The organism is Brevibacterium siliguriense, assembly GCF_900105315.1.
Classification (GTDB): domain Bacteria; phylum Actinomycetota; class Actinomycetes; order Actinomycetales; family Brevibacteriaceae; genus Brevibacterium; species Brevibacterium siliguriense.
Genome location: NZ_LT629766.1, coordinates 554,286 through 571,050, shown reverse-complemented (window position 1 = coordinate 571,050; position 16,765 = coordinate 554,286). Strand labels below are relative to the sequence as shown.

The window sequence follows — 16,765 nt, the reverse complement described above, 5'->3', positions numbered from 1 at the left end:
CTGAAATGATCAATGTCTATTCATTGCTGTTGTTTCCGTTCGGGTTGCCGCTGGCATCCGAGCCGCTCGCTGAGCCCGGATTGTCGCCTGACCCGTCGTTGCCGGTGTTCGGGTTCGAGCTACCCGAGGTGTCGGCCGAATCAGTCGATCCCGAGGTATCCGACTCGCCTGACGTGTCCGTCGAACTCGAGGAATCCGATTCGCTTGAGGTCTCGGAGCCCGAAGAGGAGTCCGTCGAACTCGAGGAATCCGAGCTCGTCTCGCTGTCCTTCGAATCGGATCCGGAATCCGAACCCTGATCCTGAGAATCCGACGAGGAACCGGAGCCCGAGCTCGACTCCGAATCGTTGCCCAGACCCGAGTCGGAACCGGAATCAGAGGCCGGTTCCTCGGGCTGCTCGGCGGGACCCGCGGAGACGTAGAGGGTCACGGTGTCGCCTTCTTCGAAGGTGAATCCGTTCTCGCCCTCGCCGACGTCCGCGACGGTTCCGGCGGCACGTTCCGAGTTGATATCGGTCGTTTCGACTTCGAGGCCCTTGTTCTCGAGGTTCTGCGTCGCCGAGGATTCCGTGAGTCCGATGTAATCGTTCTTATCGATCTCGATCGTCTTCGCGGCCTCCGAGGTGGGGGCGGACGTGGACGGTTCCGGTTCGGGTTCGGCATTGCCTCCGCCGAGGAAGAACCACAGCAGGGAGCCGACGGCGATGAGAGCGATGATCGCAAGGATCCAGATGAGGACGCGGCCCTTGTTCGACTGCTTGTCCTTCTCCAGATTCTGGTTCTGCGGGTCATTGGGGTCGATCTGTCCCGTGTTCGCAGCGGCGGCACCCGCTCCTGCAGCTCCGGCGCCGCCGATTCCGGCTGCGGCACCGTTCGGGTACACCTGGGTGGCGTCGTTCGACGAGGTGACGGGCAGGGTCTTCGTCGTGGCTGCCGGCTCCGGATTGTTGAAGACCTGGGTGAGTGCTTCGGACGCGGCGGCACCGTGACGCATCTGCGGCACGAGCTCCTCGGCTCCGGCGATGTCTCCGGCCGAGAGCGCCTCGGCGGCCTTGGCGACCTTGAACGCATCCGAGGGACGACGTTCGGGCTTCTTCTCCAGCAGGCAGTCGACGAAGCGGCGCAGCGGTTCGGAGACCGTGTCCGGCAGCGGCGGGTGCTGCTGGTTGACCTGGGCGATGGCGATGGCCACCTGCGAGTCACCGGTGAAGGGACGCTGACCGGCCAGGGCCTCGTAGGCGATGATGCCCAGGGCGTAGAGGTCGGAACCGGGCCCCGAACCCTTGCCGGTGGCCTGTTCCGGAGCGAGGTACTGGGCGGTGCCCATGACCTGCCCGGTCTTCGTCAGCGGTGCCTGGTCGGTGACCCGGGCGATGCCGAAGTCCGTGATCTTGACGCGGAAGTCCGGCGTCATGAGGATATTGCCGGGCTTGATGTCACGGTGGATGACGCCCACCTTGTGCGCGGCGCCGAGGGCTTGAGCGGCCTGGGTGACGATGGAGAGCGTATCGGTCTCGGACAGGGGCGCACTGCGTTCGATGATGGCCGACAGGGCCTCACCGGGCACGTATTCCATGACGAGGTAGGGCGAGCCCTGCTCGTCGCCGTAGTCGTAGACGCCGGCGATTCCCGGATCGGAGACCCGACCCATGTTCTGGGCCTCGGCACGGAACCGGGCGAGGAAGGTCGATTCGGAGAGGTACTCGTCCTTGAGGATCTTCGCGGCGACCTCACGGCCGAGCACGGAGTCCACACCCTTCCAGACCTCGCCCATGCCGCCGACGGCGATGCGGGAGGTGAGTTTGTAACGGTTGCCCAACAGGGTGCCTTCGACGGGTCTCATTTCTCGACCACCGCTTCCATCATGTTCTTCGCGATCGGTCCTGCGACCGTCGCACCATAAGCTTCATTGCCCGCGTTGCCGCCGTTCTCGACCACGACTGCGACCGCGACCTGAGGGTCATCGGCCGGGGCGAAGGAGATGAACCAGGCATGGGGTGCCGCGCCCTTGACGTGCTGGGCGGTGCCGGTCTTCGCAGCGACCTTCGTGTCGCCCATCTTCGCCACCGAGGCGGTGCCGTTCTCGACCACACCGGTCATCATGTCGGTGAGCTTGTCGGCCGTATCTCCGGACACGGGACGCGACATCTGCTTGGGACGGGTCTCGGAGATCGGTTCGAGGGTGTTTGCATTGAGCACCCTGTCGACGAGCTGAGGCTGCATCATCTTTCCGCCGTTGGCGATTCCCGCGGTCATCATCGCCATCTGCAGCGGAGTCGAACGGACCTCGTACTGGCCGAGCGAGGACTGAGCCAGCTGCGGCGGGTTGAGGTCGGACGGGAACGAGGACGGGGTGACGTTGAGCGGGATCTCGAGATCCTCGCCGAAGCCGAACTTCTCGGCCTGCTTCGCGATTGCGTCCTCTCCGAGGTCCATGCCGAGGGAGGCGAACGAGGTGTTGCAGGATTCGGCAAGCGAATCGGCCAGGGTCGGCTTGCCCCCGTTGCGGCAGGCTCCCGGATGCGAGTTGCCGATCGTCGCGGTCGTCTGCGGCAGGTCGAGCGTTGCGGGTCCGTTGAGCTGCGAATCGGGTTCGTAGTCACCGGATTCCAGGGCGGCCGCTGCGACGAGGACCTTGAACGTCGATCCTGGCGGGTACAGGTTGCCGCCGATCGCACGGTTGTAGGCGGGCTTGCCCTCGGCGGCTTCGAGGTTCTTGAAGGCCTGGCTGGCTTCGGTCGAGTCGTGGCTGGCCAGGGCATTGGGGTCCCAGCCCGGGGTCGAGGCCATGGCCAGGATCTTCCCGGTCTTCGGGTCGAGTGCCACGGCCGCACCGTTCTGGTTGCCCAGTCCGTCCCACGCAGCCTGCTGCACCTTCGGGTCGATCGTCAGCTCGACTGCGGCGCCGCGGGGCTGTTCACCGGTGAAGAAGCTGCCGACCTTGTCATAGAACAGGGCGTCGGAGTCGCCGGAGAGGTAGTCGCCGGCGGCGCGTTCCATGCCCGAGGCCCCGGACACGACGGAGTAGTAGCCGGTCAGCGAGGCATAGGCGCGCGGATCGAGGTTCTCAGAACCGTATTTGCGCTGGTACTTGTACTTGTCGTCGACAGGCTCCGAATACGCGATCGGGGTGCCGTCGACGAGGATCGGACCGCGATCGCGGGCCAGCTGGTCGAGGATCCGACGGTTGTTCAGCGGATTGTTGTTCAGCGAATCCGCGGTCACGTACTGCACCCAGCTCGTCGACCCGAACAGGAGCGCGAACATGACGAATCCGACGACGGCGATATGCGTCAATGGCTTCTTCATCGTTCACCTCCGGTGGGTCGTTGGTCGCTGGCATCGGTGTCGTTCTGTGTCCGGCCGCGTGGCCGTGCACGGTCACCTGCGGGCGGCAGGTTCGTCGTCGGGGCTTCGCCGTCGAACTCACGGGAGCCTGTTGGTGGCAGATTCGTCGTGGGGGCATCCTCGTCGACGGTGGGCCCCGAGGCGGCGGTGTCCCTGTCGCGGGCACCCGCGGAAACGCGTTCCGGATCCTCGGTGATGGTGAGGACTCCGGTGTGGAACTCCTCCACGGGGCGCCTGGCGTTGTCCGAGATCCGCAGCAGCAGGGCGATGATCATCCAGTTCGCGATGAGCGAGGAACCGCCCTGTGCGAGGAACGGCGTGGTCAGACCCGTCAGCGGGATGAGGCGCGTGACGCCGCCGACGACGACGAAGACCTGCAGGGCGATCGTGAACGACAGGCCCGTGGCCAGCAGAGTGCCGAAGCCGTCGCGCAGCTGCTGAGCGGTGCGGATTCCGCGCTGGAAGATGAAGAGGTAGCACAGCAGGATGACGAAGAGTCCGGCCAGGCCGATCTCCTCGCCGAAGCTGGCGTAGATGAAGTCGGATTCGGCGTAGGGGACCATATTCGGTCGCCCCTCACCGAAGCCGGTGCCGATGAGTCCGCCGTTGGACATGCCGAACAGGCCCTGCACGAGCTGGTAGGAACCACCGGGAGTCTTGTTGTACTCCTCGGCGGTCAGCGCATTGAGCCAACCGGACACACGCTGCCCCACATGGGAGAAGAGGAACGTCGCGGCAACCGCGCCGGCGGAGAAGAAGCCGAGGCCGAGGATGATCCACGAGACCTTCGAGGTGGCTACGTAGAGCATGGCGACGAAGAGACCGAAGAAGAGCAGCGAGGTGCCGAGGTCGCGTTCGAAGACGAGGACGCCGACGCTGGCGACCCAGGCGACGACGATGGGACCGAAGTCGCGCAGACGGGGGAAGCGGATGCCGAGGATCTTCGGCCCGGCGGCGACGAGCTGGTCCTTGTAGGTGACGAGGTAGCCGGCGAAGAAGATGGCGAGCAGGATCTTCGCGATCTCACCGGGCTGGAAGGACAGGGGGCCGACGCCGATCCAGATGCGGGCACCGTTGATGGTCTTGCCGATGCCCGGGATGAGCGGAAGCAGCAAGAAGACCAGAGCGCCGAACCCCGAGACGTAGGTATAGCGGCGCAGCCAGCGGTGGTCGCGGACGACGAAGATCACGACGATGGCCAGACCCACGCCGAGCGACATCCACACCAGCTGGGTCATCGCCGAACCGAGGTATTCGTCGCGGCCGAGGTCGACGCGGTAGATCATGGCCAGGCCGAGCCCGTTGAGCAGCACCGCGATCGGCACGAGAACCGGATCGGCGTATTTCGCCTTGATCCACACGATGATGTGGAGGACGACGCCCAGAGCCGCCAGCCATGCGGCATAGCCGTAGACATTGGCCGGGATGGTATCTTCGACACCGAGGCCGACCAGGGCATAAGCGCTGGTGGCGACGGCGATTGCCAGGATCAGGAGACCGAGCTCGGCCAGACGGTAGGTTCTGGGGCGCGCGGTCTGCGAGGGAGCCTGGTTCATCACTGCGACTCCCGGGTGATGGCGTCACTGGGGTCAGCGGACGTCGAATCCGGAGGCGAAGGGGCCGGGTCACTCGGACTCGTCGAGTCCTGTACGTCTCCGGACATGCCCGAAGAGCGATCGGATTCCTTGCGCAGATTGTCGATGATGCGATCGGCTTCATCGCGTGAACCGGCGGGAATCGAACCGCGGAGCCGGTCCTGGGAGTAGCTGTTGAGGCTGCCGACCTCGATGTCCGTGGTGTCGACGAGGCGGCTGAGTTCGATGGGCCCGAGCGTCGTGTCGAGGCCGCGGTAGAGGGAGACCTTGCCGTCGTCGTTGGCGACATAGTACTGGTGGCTGACGTAGTTATAGGCGAAGAATCCGCCGACGGCCAGCGCGACGATCACGATGGCGGTGATGATCCACCCGAGGTAGGACCTTTTCTCGACCTCGTCGTCGAGGTCGGCCTCCTCGTCTGCAGCGGTGTTGGTCCGCAGCTGCTGAGTGGTGCCGTCTTGAGCTTCGACGTCCTCGCCGTCCAGGGTCTGGATCGGTGCGGTGTCGGCGGACACGTCGCCGCCTTCGAAGGTCTCATGGGCTTCGGTGTCGACGGCCGCCTCGGCGTCGGGATTCGCACCGATCGCCGCGTAGCGTGGGTTGAGGTGGACGGAGCCGACGGACACGCCTTCGGCGGTCTCCACTTCGCCTTCGAGAACATCGCCGACGACGACGGTGACGTTGTCGGCGCCGCCGCCGGCCAGGGCCAGGTCGATGAGCTGACGGCAGGCCTCGTCGGGGTCGGCCACCTCTTTGAGCACTCGGGTGATGTCGTCGATGTCGGCGAAGCCGGTCAGACCGTCCGAGCACAGCATCCAGCGGTCGCCGACCTGAGCCTCGCGCAGGGACAGGTCGAGGTCGGGGGAGGCCCCGACGTCGCCCAGGACCTTCATCACGACCGAGCGCTGCGGATGGGTCTCGGCCTCCTCGGGGGTGATCCGGCCTTCGTCGACGAGCATCTGCACGAACGTGTGGTCGTGGGTGATCGGCTGGAGCTTGTCGTCGCGCAGCACATAGCCGCGGGAGTCTCCGATGTGGGCGAGAGCGAAGCGGTTGCCGGGGGCGCGCAGAACGGCGGTGACGGTGGTGCCCATTCCGGCGAGTTCGGGCTGTTCGCCGACACCGCGGCAGATGCGGTCATTGGCTTCGAGAATCGAGGTGCGCAGGATCTCCAGGGCGTCCTCGCCGCCGGGCTCGTGGTCGAGTTCGGCGAGGCGGGAGACGGTGATCGCCGAGGCGACATCTCCGCCGGCGTGGCCGCCCATTCCGTCGGCGATGAGCAGGAAATTGGGTCCCGCATAGCCGGAGTCCTGGTTGTTCTTACGCACCAGCCCGGTGTGAGACCGGGCTGCCGAACGGAGAGTGATGGTACCGCCGGTCGTCACGATTGGGTCTCCAGGGTCGTATGTCCGATGGTGATCCGGGTGCCGATGGCCAGCTGAATGGGCCCGGTCATGAGTGAGCCGTCGACGATGGTGCCGTTGGTCGAACCGAGGTCTTCGAGCATCCATGCTCCGTTCTTCGCCGAGATCCGCGCGTGGTGGCTGGAGGCGAAGTCGTCATTGATGATGATCGTGTTGTCGGGAGCCCGACCGAAGGTCACAGGAGCCCCGAGAGCATGAGCGTCTGCCCGGCCAGAGGGCCGTCGGTGACGCGGATGGTGCCCGGATGGGCGTGGGCGACCGGGGCCGCAGCCGGACGAGGTGCGGGAGCCGGACGGGACGGAGGCGTCGGGACGGACTTGGAGCCGCCTCGGCGGGATTTCCTTCCGGCGCGGGTCTTCCGGGGGCCGAAGATGTCGCGCCGGAGGACTCCGGCGACTCCGAAGACGAAGAGCCAGAGGATGATGAAGAATGCCAACCGGAAGACGGTGACGGTGAATTCGCTCACTGGGCGTCCCGCTCGTTGTAGTGGACCTCGGCCTCGCCGGCGAGGAGGACATCGCCGGCGGACAGGGTCGCCGATGTCAGTTTGCGACCGTGCAGCAGGGTGCCGTTCGTCGAACCGAGGTCATTGGCCACGGCGCGGTCGCCTTCGACGACGATCTCGAAGTGACGACGTGAGACGCCGGGATCGTCGATGACGAAGTCCGAGCTCGAGGAGGAACGGCCGAAGGTGTTCGTGCCCTGGCGCAGCATCTGCGTGCGACCGTCGATGGTCACGCTGGCTTCGATGGCGCGGGCGGGAGCGGGTGCCGGTGCGGGACGGGCGGCAGGGTTCGCGCGCGGTGCCGCGGCCGAACGCGCGGGTTCGGGGGTGCGGCGCGGGGTCACGGGTCGGGCGCCGGAGTTCGGTGACTCGCCGACGATCGGATTCGCACGCGAGATCGGATCGTAGCCGCCGCGGTTGGCCGGCTGAGCGGCGGGAGAGCCGTCGGGACGCTGGGTCGAGGACACGACGCGGTACATTCCCGTATCGAGGTCGTCGGCGAGAGCGAATTCGACGGAGACAGGGCCGACGAAGCTGTAGGCCTGTTCGACGGCGTGGTCTCCGACGATCTGGCGCAGATCGGAACGCAGCTCGGACTCGAGGCCGGAGAGGCGGTCGTGGTCGGTCGGTGAGAGCTCGATGACGTAGTGGTTGGCTGTCAGAGTGCGACCGCGGGAGACCACGGCAGCTTTGTTGTCGGCCTCACGACGCAGGGCCCCGGCGAGTTCGACGGGTTCGACCTGGGATCGGAAAGCCTTGGCGAAGGCGCCGTTGACGACGTTCTCCAGCCCCTTCTCGAAGCGATCGAGTAACCCCATGGCACCTCCTCATCAGGTGTTGCCGTAGCCGGACGAACTCTTCGCCAAGCGTATTTGAGTGCTCTGACCAGGTGGTCCTGATCACGTGCACTCTGGGCACATCAACACCCAATCCTAACGCGGTGTAGCTCTCAACTCACGTTACGCGAGTTCGCGGGGGAAGCTGTGCCGGGATTCCCTGCGCGCGTCCAGGGAAGAGTGAAGGTCGCCGGGGCTCGGACGGAGGGGCGAAAATGTGAAGGTGGACACGTTTAGGCTGTTTCGGCTTCCTCGGTTTTATGTTTCACCGTCTCCGATGCTAGAGTTTTACCTTGTTCGCGCGAGTGGCGGAATTGGTAGACGCGCTGGCTTCAGGTGCCAGTGGCCGCAAGGTCGTGGGGGTTCAAGTCCCCCCTCGCGCACAGCGAATGAGAAGCCCCTCACCGGGATCCGACAGGGTCAGGGTGAGGGGCTTGTTCGTGTCCTCCGATGAATGCGAAACGGTACAGGTTTCTCTGAACTGCACATGGAGGAACGTGTGCAGTTCAGAGAAACCTGTACCGTAACCGGCCCGAGGCGGTCGCGAGGCGGGCTCAGCCGCTGTGCGGGCGTCAGGCGCGCTCGTAGAGGCGGGCGCGGTCCCTGACTCCGGCGAAGCGGAACGGTCCTGCGGTCACCTTCGGAGTCGAGACGTCCTCGGTGCTGGAGAGCTCGGCGGCGTGGAGCGCACGATACGCGTCGATGGACAGCGGAACCCGGGCGTCGAGTGCGTCCGTGACGGACTGCCGGCGCGAATGCTGCTCGTAGCCGGGGACGACGCGGGCGGTGAAGAACTCGCCGACGCTGCCCGATCCGTAGCTGAAGAAACCGATGCGCCTGCCCGCGAGATCCTCATCGTGATCGAGCAGCGAGCACAGACCCGCATAGAGAGAAGCGGTATAGGAGTTGCCGAGGCGACGGTTGTACAGAGTGCTTGTGGCCAGTCCCGTGTCGCGCGGCCCGGCGGAATCTGCACCGGACGTACCGGCACCCGTGCCGTCACCCGTGCCGGAGGCCCCCGCGACGATCTCCGTATCGAGATCCTCACCGGTGAGTCCGGCGAGATGGACCTGCGCCTTCTTCGCCATCTTCGTGAACGGCTGGTGGTAGAGCACACGGTCGATCTCGGACATCGCCGGTCCGCTCTGTGCGGCCAGATCAGTCCAGGCTCCGGTGAGCGCATCGAGGTAGGCGGTCACCGACAGGGCCCCGTCGACGATCGCGGTCGTCGAATCGTTCGGGCGCCAGAAGTCATCGACATCGGCCGAGTTGAGACCCGAGACCGGCTCGATCTCCAGCAGCTTCGGATCTGCGGAGACGAGCATCGCTACGGCACCAGCGCCCTGAGTGGGCTCACCGGGGGTGTCGAGCTCATAGCGAGCGACATCCGAGGCGATGACGAGCACCCGCTGACCGGGAGAACGGGTGACGATGCCGACGGCGGCCTGCAGAGCGGCCGTCGCCGAATAGCACGCTTCCTTGAACTCGACCACGCGCATCTGCGACGGCAGGTCGAGCAGCGAGTGCACGGCCATTCCGGCAGCTTTCGACTGGTCGATGCCCGATTCGGTGGCGAACAGCAGGGTGCGGATGCCCTCGGTTCCGTTGCGCGCGATGATCGGCGCGGCGGCCGCGGCGGCCATGGTCACAACATCTTCATCGGGAGCCGGGAAGCTGAACTCGTCCTGGCCGAGGCCGAGGTGGAACTTCGCAGGATCGGTGCCGTTCGCCTCGGCGAAGTCATCGAGCCTGACGACATGATGGCTGGTGGCCAGCTCGATGTCGTCGATGCCGATCGGGGCAGTGCCCGCAGCAGTGTGTGATGTCATGCGGCCTCGCCGTCCTCTCGGTGCGCTGAATCTGTGGGGGTCTCGGCAGCGCGCTGTTCATCAGCTTTGCGTTCCATCTGACGGTGAGTGTCCATCAGCTCACCCGGGTTCGTCTGCGCAGCCAGCAGGGACAGCTCACCGCAGAGCACGGTGGCAGCCATGAGCGCTGCCAGACGACGCGAATTCGCTCCCGGCTCGCGTTCCTCACGGCAGCCGAGACGTTCCAGCGCCTCATCGACATGGGGCAGATCCTTGCCGTTGCCGATGGTGCCGACGATCAGGTGCGGCAGTGTCGTCGAGAAGTACAGGCCTTCGGGACGGTTCTCCGCATAGGTGATGCCCTGCGAGCCTTCGATGATGTTCGCCGCATCCTGACCCGTGGCCAGGTAGAACGCGAGCAGCATATTCGCATAGTGGGCGTTCGCCGAACGCAGGGCGCCCGCGATCGTCGAACCGACGAGGTCCTTGCGGATGACGATGTCCGTCATCTTCTGAGCGGTCGAGCGCAGACGACGCTCGACGACCTCGTGGGGCAGGAGGATCTCGGCGACGACATTGCGTCCGCGCCCGAGGATCCCGTTGACCGCGGTGGCCTTCTTGTCGGAGCAGTAGTTGCCGGAGACCGACCCGTAGTCGAGTCCGAGCTGCCACGACAGGATGCGCTCCATGAGCGAATCCGAGGCCTGGGTGACCATATTGTGGCCCGATGCGTCATTCGTGCGGAAGGCGAACCGGACGAAGAGCAGATTGCCGACGATCTCCGGATGGATCTCGAGGAGCCGGCAGTGATTGGAACCGGCTTCGACGACCGATTCGAGTTCGGGTGTCCGGTGGCGGATGGCCCGCGCGGCCGCCTCGGCGCCGATCGCGGATTCGGCCACGAATAGCACGGACCGCGTCATCCGCTCATCGACGATGACGGTGCGGATCCCGCCCTCGATCTCACGCGAGATCGACGCCCCGCGGCCGACGGAGGGCCACAGCGGGGTCTCATACGTTGCCAGGGGCACGGCCACCTCGGTGTGGGTGCCGTTCGGAGCCAGCGCTTCGCCGCTGACCCGCAGGGGACCGACCCATGTGGTGGGGATCCCGGTGATCGTGGTCTGCTGATTCACAGCTGATTCCTCCTCGAATGGACATCGCTACGGTGCGAGAGCGCGGTGACGTCGATTCCGCGCAGTCGGGCGAACTCGCCGAGGCGGCCCCGCGTGAGCAGGTCCGTACCCGTGAGGTCCGTGGATCGTTCGGCTCCGAGCAGCGCGAACAGAGCCGAGATCTGAGTCTTCCAGGTGCGCACGAGGCCGACGAGTCCGTCCGGACCGTGGTCGAGCACCGTCTGCAGGAACGTGCCGGCGACGCCGACGGCGCGAGCACCGCAGGCCAGTGCCTTCACGACATCATAGGGGTTGCGCACCCCGCCGGAGGCCAGGAGCACGCGGTTCGAGACTCCGTCGTCCATGGTCGTCTGGGTCGTCCACTCGGGCGGGGCGTCGAGCAGGCAGGCGAGTGCCGACTGGCCGAAGCCGGTGAGCATGGAGAAGTCATCGGCGGGCGATCGGTCGTTTTCGATGCGCAGGAAATCCGTGCCTCCGGCGCCGGAGACATCGGCGAACTGCACCCCGACTTCGGCGAGCAGGGTCAGGGTGCGGCGGCTGAGTCCGAATCCGACCTCCTTGACGACGACGGGCACCGGGCAGGCGGCGACGATGTCCTCGAGGCCGGAGAGCCAGGTGGAGAAGTCGCGGGTGCCTTCGGGCATCGCGGTCTCCTGCACGGGGTTGATGTGCAGCTGGAGCGCGTCAGCGCGCAGCAGTTCGACAGCGCGGCGGGCATCGTCGGCGCTGCGACCGGCGCCGAGGTTGCCCATGACGAAGCCGTCCGGGTTCTCCTCGCGGATGACGGTGAAGCCCTTTGCGGCCTCGGCATCGTCGAGGGCCACGCTCATCGAACCGCAGGCCATGGGCAGACCGGTCTCGGCGGCGGCGATGGCCAGATCCCGGTTGATCTTCGCCGTGGTCTCCGTGCCGCCGGTCATGCCGTTGACGTAGAAGGGCGTCGGCCAGGTCCATTCGCTTAAGTTCACGCTGAGGTCGACGCGTTCGGGACTCGTGCCCGAGAGCGCATGGTGGACGAATTCGAGGTCGTCGAAGTCGGTGCGGCGGGGACCTTCGGTCTGCTGCGCCGAGGCGAGGCGAACGTGGTCGTCCTTGCGGGAGGCCCGTGAGGCCTTGGTCTCCGGTGACTCAACCGATGCGGGGGTCTCAGAACTCATCGATCTCGCCTTCCTCTCGGTGGGCACCGAGGTCCAGGGGTCGGATTCCGGCGGCTTCCCAGCCGCTGAGAATGGTCTGTGCTTCGCTGTGTGAGTGGGCGAGTGCGATTCCGCAGTCGCCGCCGCCGGCACCCGAGGGCTTCGCGGCGGCACCGTGGGTTTCGGCGATCTCGCACAGATCGTGCAGGGCTTCGGTTTCGATGAGGCTGCCCGTGGAGTCGCTCAGTCGCCGCAGCAGGGCGCGCACGGAGCGGATCGTGGTCAGGCTGGCCTCGGCATCGTCGGCATCGAAGGCCGCCACGAGATCATCGACGAGCGTGTGGGACTCCGCGGCGAAGGAGACGAGCGGGGCCGGTTTCGGGGTCGATTCGGAGTGCTCGGAAGAGGCTTCGTCCGACCGTTCACTCGGGGTGTGGACGCGGGTGACGAGGTGTTCGGTCGACGCCGGTGTTCCGGTCCAGCCGACGAGGAGGTCGAGCGAGCTCGGCGGGGTGACCCGTCTGGCCGAGCAGCCGGCCCATTGCTCGCAGCTCATGGCGGACACGACTCCGTGTGCCTCACGGTGCGCGTGCAGGGCCGCCCGGTCGGGGGAGGAGTAGCGGATCCAACCGCCGAAGGTGCTGGCGGCGAGATCGCCGCCGGAGGCCTTCGTGGAGATCGCGATGGTCGCGAGGACGGCGAGCTTGAAGCGTTCGGTCAGGGTCAGGCCGAGGCGATAGAACTCATCGAGAGCGGCGATCGTCGCCACGGTCACCGCCGCCGAGGAGCCGAGACCGAACTTCCGGCCGTCGGCGTCATTGAGTTCGCTGGAGATCTCGAGATCGAAGTAGCGGGGGCTGGCACCCCGCCCCGAGCGCAGCTCTTCGACGGTGGAGATCGCCGAGAGCACATAGTCGAAGGGACGCTCATCGACGATGATGTGCTCACCGTCGTCTTCGCGTCGCCAGATGACGGGCGCCTGACCGTATTCGCTCGAATGGATGCGGCCGGCACCTTCGCTCTCGGTCAGCCGGACGGTGATGCACCGGTCGACGGCGATGAGCACGGCCGGCTGTCCGGGTCCGACGACAGCGTATTCGCCGGCGATGAACAGTTTGCCGGGCGCCCGGGTCTCGATCATGCCCGGCTGCCTTCACCCGCAGCCGTGGTTGCTGCGTCTGCGGGCGGGACTTCGTCATCGGCGGTGAGCAGGTGAGCTCCCGGTCCGGGACCCACGACGCGGACGTCGCCGAAGCCGGAGAGCTTCTCGGCCAGCGCCTCGGCGTCATGGGGGCGGACGATGACGGCGACGTTCGGGCCGGCATCGGCGGTCGAATAGGCTTCGATCCCGTTCTCGCGGGCCTCGGCGACGACGTCGAAGATCGCATGGCTGGTCGGATTGAGGAACCGGATCGGCGGCACCGTGGACTGGATGAGCCCGTGCATGCGCAGGGCGTGGGATTCGGTGATCTCACCGATGCGGGTGAAGTCCCCGGCCGCGCACGCGGCGACCATCTGCTCCAGATAGTCCTCGGTCGAGGACACCCACCCGGAGTAGAAGGGAGAGGTGGCGGCGGTCAGGCGCATGGCCTCGCGGGAGGACACGGCCTTCCTGGCCCGGTTGACGGTGACGATGATCATCCGCATATCCGGGGCGGGCACGGTCTCGGCGAAGGAGGAGGCATCGTCGCCGGCATGCCAGACGGCGATGCCGTCGGGGATCGAGCGGCAGGCCGAGCCCGAACCGCGGCGGGCCAGACGGCTGAGATCTTCGGCGGCGAGATCGAGGTCGAAGGCCGCGGCGGCTGCTGTGGCCAGAGCCGCGAATCCCGACGCCGAGGAGGCCAGACCGGCCCCCGTGGGCACGGAGTTGCGGGACCGGACGAGAACCCGGTCATCTCGTCCCGCCAGAGCCCGGACATGGTCGAGGAAAGTCGAGATCCGATCCGTCTGACCGGCATCGGCGAGTACGCCGTCGAGTTCGAGGACATCGGAGGAAGCGTCCGGGGCGGGCACCACGGTGGTCGTGGTCTCGAAATGGTCGAGAGTCAGCGACAGACTTCCCGCGGCGGGCAGGATGAGCTTCTCATCGGCCTTGCCCCAGTACTTGACCAGGGCGATGTTCGGATAGGCCCGCGCCGTCGTCGTTCTCATGTCGGTCTGACCTCCGTTGTCCAGGTGCGGGGTGCTCCCGCCTTGCGCAGGGCCTCGGCGAGCTCCTCAGCCGAATCATCGTCATCGGCCAGCGCCAGAACGCAGCCGCCGAGTCCGCCGCCGGTGAGCTTGGCTCCGCGGGCTCCGGCCGCGGTGGCGGCGTCGACGAGAGAGTCGAGGGTCGGAGTCGAGACTCCGATCTCGCCGAGGAGGCTGTGCGCTTCGATCATGCGTTCACCGATCGTCGCCCGATCACCGGAGCGGATGTCGTCGACGGCGGCGTCGGTGAGCGCTGCCAGACGGTCGATCATCCCCCCGATGCGGGTGGGATCGGCGTCACGGCGGGCACGGACCCCTCCGACCGCCTCGGCGGTGGACCCGTGATGACCGGAGTCCGCGAGGACGAAGACGAGGCGCTGACCGACGTCGATGGTCTGCGCGCACCCGGTCTGGAAGCGGATGGGGGCGGGTTTGGCCACGGCCCAGGCATCGATTCCGCTGGGTCGGCCATGGGCGACGGTCTCGGCCGCCTGCACGATCTCGTGGAGGGTGTTCTCGTCGAAGACCGTCGCATGCAGGTTCGCGACGGCGCGGGCCACGGAGGTGGCCACGGCTGCACTCGACCCCAAGCCGCGGCTGTGGGGGATCGCCGAACGGATGAGCAGCTCCACCTCGGCGTCGGGATCGCCCACGGCCTTGAGCGCGGCGTTCAGACCTGCGACGACGGGATCCATCGGCTCCGGAGCTGTCTGCGCGGTGCCGGAGAACAGCTGGCTCTCGATCCGGGTCTCCTGATGCGGTGACCGGCGGATATCGGCCTGGACTCCGAGCCCGTGCAGCGGCACGGCGACGGCAGGGGAGCCGTAGACGACCGCGTGTTCGCCGAAGAGGATCGCCTTCGCGTGAGCGAAGCCCTGAGAGGTGTCTTGGGGCGCCGGCGACGGTTCAGTCTGAGAGGAATTGTGCATGCAGAAGGGTTTCGGAGTCTGTGGATTGATTTCACCATCATATGCCGTACCCCCGCTCATCCCGAAGACGAGGTGACCTCCGTCTCAGGTGAGCCCTACCGAGGGGTAGGCGCGTTCGGCCGGGTCGGTGGTCAGGTCGAGGGCGCGCTGACGGGCAGAGACGGTGACGGCACGTTCGAGCGCGCTCGGCGGACTCGGTCATCGGCGAGCGATCAGGAGGAGCCATCCGGGCGGGACGGGCAGTCGCCGGGTCACGGTCTTCGTTTCGGTGTGGGGTGCGTGGAAGATCAGTGAGCAGCGCATGATTCGCTCCGTTCTGTGTGCGGCGACCGGATTTCGGTCGCTCACAGAGAAGACGATCGAATCGACGTCGATTCGACAGCTGTGCAGAATTCTTCCACGAATTCCTTCCGCCGAGGCGGCCTGATCCTCAGATGAGTCCGGTGTAGACCGATCCCGGGTTGAAGATGTTGTCCGGATCGAGGGCCTGCTTGATCCGGTGGTTGAGCTCCATGACGTCTTCGCCGAGGTAGGGCGCGAGCCACGGTGCCTTGAGCCGGCCGACGCCGTGCTCACCGGTGATCGTCCCGCCCAGCCCGGTCGCCAGATCCATGACCTCGCCATAGGCGATCTGTGCGCGCTTCTGCTGGTCCTCATCCTTCGGGTCGAGGACGAGCAGCGGATGCGTGTTGCCGTCGCCGGCGTGTGCGATGACGGCGATCGTCACATCGCGGTCGGCCGCGATCTTCTCGATGCCGAGCACGAGATCGCCGAGCTTCGGCAGCGGGACGCCGACGTCCTCGAGCAGCAGCGCCCCCTTCTTCTCCACAGCCGGGATCGCGATCCGGCGGGCCGTGACGAAGGCTTCGCCCTCCTCGGGATCGGCGGTGAGATAGCACTCGGACGCGTCGTTGTCGTTGCAGATGTCCTCGATGATCTTCGCCTGCACCGTGCAGTGCTCACCGGGTTCGTCGGACTGGATGACGAGCATGCCCTCGGCTTCACGATCGAGCCCCATCTTCAGCTCGTCCTCGACGGCGTTGATCGACGGCTTGTCCATGAATTCGAGCATCGAGGGGCGCATGGCCCTCGCGATCTCGAGCACGGCGTTCGTGGCATCGGCGAGCTTCGGGAACATCGCGACGACGGTCGTCGGGGGCAGCTGGGCAGGGATGAGACGCAGGGTCACCTCGGTGATCACGCCCAAGGTTCCCTCCGAGCCGACGAACAGCTTCGTCAGCGGCAGACCGGCGACGTCCTTGAGCCGGGGCCCGCCGAGCTCCACGGCCCGTCCGTCGGCGAGGACGACGGTCATGCCGAGGACGTAGTCCGTGGTCACGCCGTACTTCACACAGCAGAGTCCGCCGGCGTTCGTGGCGATGTTGCCGCCGATGGAGCAGAACTCGAAGGACGAGGGGTCCGGCGGGTACCACAGGCCGTGTTCGGCTGCGGCGGCCTTGACCTCGGCATTGAAAGCGCCCGGCTGGACCGTGGCCATGCGGGTGACCGGGTCGATGCTGATCTCACGCATCTTGTCCAGGGACAGCACGATTCCGCCGGCGATCGCGGAGCTGCCTCCCGACAGGCCGGATCCGGCACCGCGGGGCACGATCGGGATCTTCGCCTCGGCGGCGATGCGCACCACCGTCTGCACCTCCTCGGTGGAGGTCGCCCTGACCACGGCGACGGGCACCCCGGCATCGGGATCGTTCGCGCGGTCCCACCGGTAGGCGTCCATCGAATCGGGATCGGTGATGACGGCGTCGGCCGGCAGAGCGGAGGTGAGAGAGGAGACAACGTCCATGTTGTGGTTCATGCCTTTCGAGCGGAGTTCGGCACCCGGAATTCGCTCTTG

The 16,765-nt window shown here is 66.5% G+C and carries 14 protein-coding genes and 1 tRNA gene; 1 reads left to right on the top strand and 14 read right to left on the bottom strand.

From position 1 onward, the window contains the following. Positions 1 to 16: 16 nt before the first annotated feature. The 7 genes from BLU88_RS02420 to BLU88_RS02395 are packed head-to-tail and all read right to left on the bottom strand — an operon-like array spanning position 17 to position 7,690. A complete protein-coding gene (locus BLU88_RS02420; protein ID WP_092009698.1) occupies positions 17 to 1,843 on the bottom strand; it encodes a protein kinase domain-containing protein in 1,827 nt (608 codons plus the stop codon). After that, positions 1,840 to 3,309: a peptidoglycan D,D-transpeptidase FtsI family protein gene (locus tag BLU88_RS02415; RefSeq protein ID WP_092009695.1), complete on the bottom strand. Its 1,470-nt coding sequence runs from the start codon at positions 3,307 to 3,309 to the stop codon at positions 1,840 to 1,842. Before BLU88_RS02415 ends, BLU88_RS02420 begins: the two co-directional genes overlap by 4 nt. Then, positions 3,306 to 4,904: an FtsW/RodA/SpoVE family cell cycle protein gene (locus BLU88_RS02410; protein ID WP_231939541.1), complete on the bottom strand. Its 1,599-nt coding sequence runs from the start codon at positions 4,902 to 4,904 to the stop codon at positions 3,306 to 3,308. The genes BLU88_RS02415 and BLU88_RS02410 overlap by 4 nt, the downstream gene beginning before the upstream one ends. Next, complete coding sequence (locus BLU88_RS02405; RefSeq protein WP_231939540.1) at positions 4,904 to 6,271, bottom strand: PP2C family protein-serine/threonine phosphatase; 1,368 nt, start codon at positions 6,269 to 6,271, stop codon at positions 4,904 to 4,906. Before BLU88_RS02405 ends, BLU88_RS02410 begins: the two co-directional genes overlap by 1 nt. Before the next feature lie 53 nt (positions 6,272 to 6,324). Then, positions 6,325 to 6,546: an FHA domain-containing protein gene (locus tag BLU88_RS18465; RefSeq protein ID WP_231939539.1), complete on the bottom strand. Its 222-nt coding sequence runs from the start codon at positions 6,544 to 6,546 to the stop codon at positions 6,325 to 6,327. Next, the gene (locus BLU88_RS18460) at positions 6,543 to 6,833 is read right to left on the bottom strand and encodes a hypothetical protein (RefSeq protein ID WP_231939538.1); all 291 of its coding nucleotides are present in this window, start codon (positions 6,831 to 6,833) and stop codon (positions 6,543 to 6,545) included. The genes BLU88_RS18465 and BLU88_RS18460 overlap by 4 nt, the downstream gene beginning before the upstream one ends. Further along, positions 6,830 to 7,690: a DUF3662 and FHA domain-containing protein gene (locus tag BLU88_RS02395; RefSeq protein ID WP_092009691.1), complete on the bottom strand. Its 861-nt coding sequence runs from the start codon at positions 7,688 to 7,690 to the stop codon at positions 6,830 to 6,832. Before BLU88_RS02395 ends, BLU88_RS18460 begins: the two co-directional genes overlap by 4 nt. Before the next feature lie 317 nt (positions 7,691 to 8,007). Here BLU88_RS02395 and BLU88_RS02390 point away from each other — a divergent pair. Beyond that, positions 8,008 to 8,091 (top strand) — tRNA-Leu (locus BLU88_RS02390). A gap of 189 nt (positions 8,092 to 8,280) precedes the next feature. Here the strand turns inward: BLU88_RS02390 and BLU88_RS02385 are convergent. From BLU88_RS02385 to BLU88_RS02355, 7 genes are all read right to left on the bottom strand, one after another. Then, positions 8,281 to 9,537 carry a hydroxymethylglutaryl-CoA synthase gene (locus tag BLU88_RS02385; RefSeq protein ID WP_092009688.1) on the bottom strand — a complete coding sequence of 419 codons (1,257 nt, stop codon included), beginning with the start codon at positions 9,535 to 9,537 and terminating at the stop codon, positions 8,281 to 8,283. Further along, positions 9,534 to 10,652: a hydroxymethylglutaryl-CoA reductase gene (locus BLU88_RS02380; protein ID WP_092009686.1), complete on the bottom strand. Its 1,119-nt coding sequence runs from the start codon at positions 10,650 to 10,652 to the stop codon at positions 9,534 to 9,536. The genes BLU88_RS02385 and BLU88_RS02380 overlap by 4 nt, the downstream gene beginning before the upstream one ends. Beyond that, positions 10,649 to 11,809: a type 2 isopentenyl-diphosphate Delta-isomerase gene (gene fni / locus BLU88_RS02375; protein WP_092009684.1), complete on the bottom strand. Its 1,161-nt coding sequence runs from the start codon at positions 11,807 to 11,809 to the stop codon at positions 10,649 to 10,651. Before fni ends, BLU88_RS02380 begins: the two co-directional genes overlap by 4 nt. Continuing rightward, positions 11,799 to 12,929: a phosphomevalonate kinase gene (locus BLU88_RS02370; protein ID WP_092009682.1), complete on the bottom strand. Its 1,131-nt coding sequence runs from the start codon at positions 12,927 to 12,929 to the stop codon at positions 11,799 to 11,801. The genes fni and BLU88_RS02370 overlap by 11 nt, the downstream gene beginning before the upstream one ends. Beyond that, complete coding sequence (gene mvaD, locus BLU88_RS02365) at positions 12,926 to 13,942, bottom strand: diphosphomevalonate decarboxylase (protein ID WP_092009680.1); 1,017 nt, start codon at positions 13,940 to 13,942, stop codon at positions 12,926 to 12,928. Before mvaD ends, BLU88_RS02370 begins: the two co-directional genes overlap by 4 nt. Beyond that, positions 13,939 to 14,910 carry a mevalonate kinase gene (gene mvk / locus BLU88_RS02360; protein WP_157688938.1) on the bottom strand — a complete coding sequence of 324 codons (972 nt, stop codon included), beginning with the start codon at positions 14,908 to 14,910 and terminating at the stop codon, positions 13,939 to 13,941. Before mvk ends, mvaD begins: the two co-directional genes overlap by 4 nt. Positions 14,911 to 15,340: 430 nt before the next feature. Then, positions 15,341 to 16,726 (bottom strand): FAD-binding oxidoreductase, encoded by a 1,386-nt coding sequence (locus BLU88_RS02355; RefSeq protein ID WP_231939537.1) that lies wholly within the window; start codon positions 16,724 to 16,726, stop codon positions 15,341 to 15,343. Positions 16,727 to 16,765 lie beyond the last annotated feature (39 nt).

Coding starts and splice junctions, on each gene's coding strand:
- BLU88_RS02420 (WP_092009698.1), bottom strand. CDS start 1,843: ATGAGACCCGTCGAAGGCACCCTGTTGGGCAACCGTTACAAACTCACC.
- BLU88_RS02415 (WP_092009695.1), bottom strand. CDS start 3,309: ATGAAGAAGCCATTGACGCATATCGCCGTCGTCGGATTCGTCATGTTC.
- BLU88_RS02410 (WP_231939541.1), bottom strand. CDS start 4,904: ATGAACCAGGCTCCCTCGCAGACCGCGCGCCCCAGAACCTACCGTCTG.
- BLU88_RS02395 (WP_092009691.1), bottom strand. CDS start 7,690: ATGGGGTTACTCGATCGCTTCGAGAAGGGGCTGGAGAACGTCGTCAAC.
- BLU88_RS02385 (WP_092009688.1), bottom strand. CDS start 9,537: ATGACATCACACACTGCTGCGGGCACTGCCCCGATCGGCATCGACGAC.
- fni (WP_092009684.1), bottom strand. CDS start 11,809: ATGAGTTCTGAGACCCCCGCATCGGTTGAGTCACCGGAGACCAAGGCC.
- BLU88_RS02370 (WP_092009682.1), bottom strand. CDS start 12,929: ATGATCGAGACCCGGGCGCCCGGCAAACTGTTCATCGCCGGCGAATAC.
- mvaD (WP_092009680.1), bottom strand. CDS start 13,942: ATGAGAACGACGACGGCGCGGGCCTATCCGAACATCGCCCTGGTCAAG.
- mvk (WP_157688938.1), bottom strand. CDS start 14,910: ATGCACAATTCCTCTCAGACTGAACCGTCGCCGGCGCCCCAAGACACC.
- BLU88_RS02355 (WP_231939537.1), bottom strand. CDS start 16,726: ATGAACCACAACATGGACGTTGTCTCCTCTCTCACCTCCGCTCTGCCG.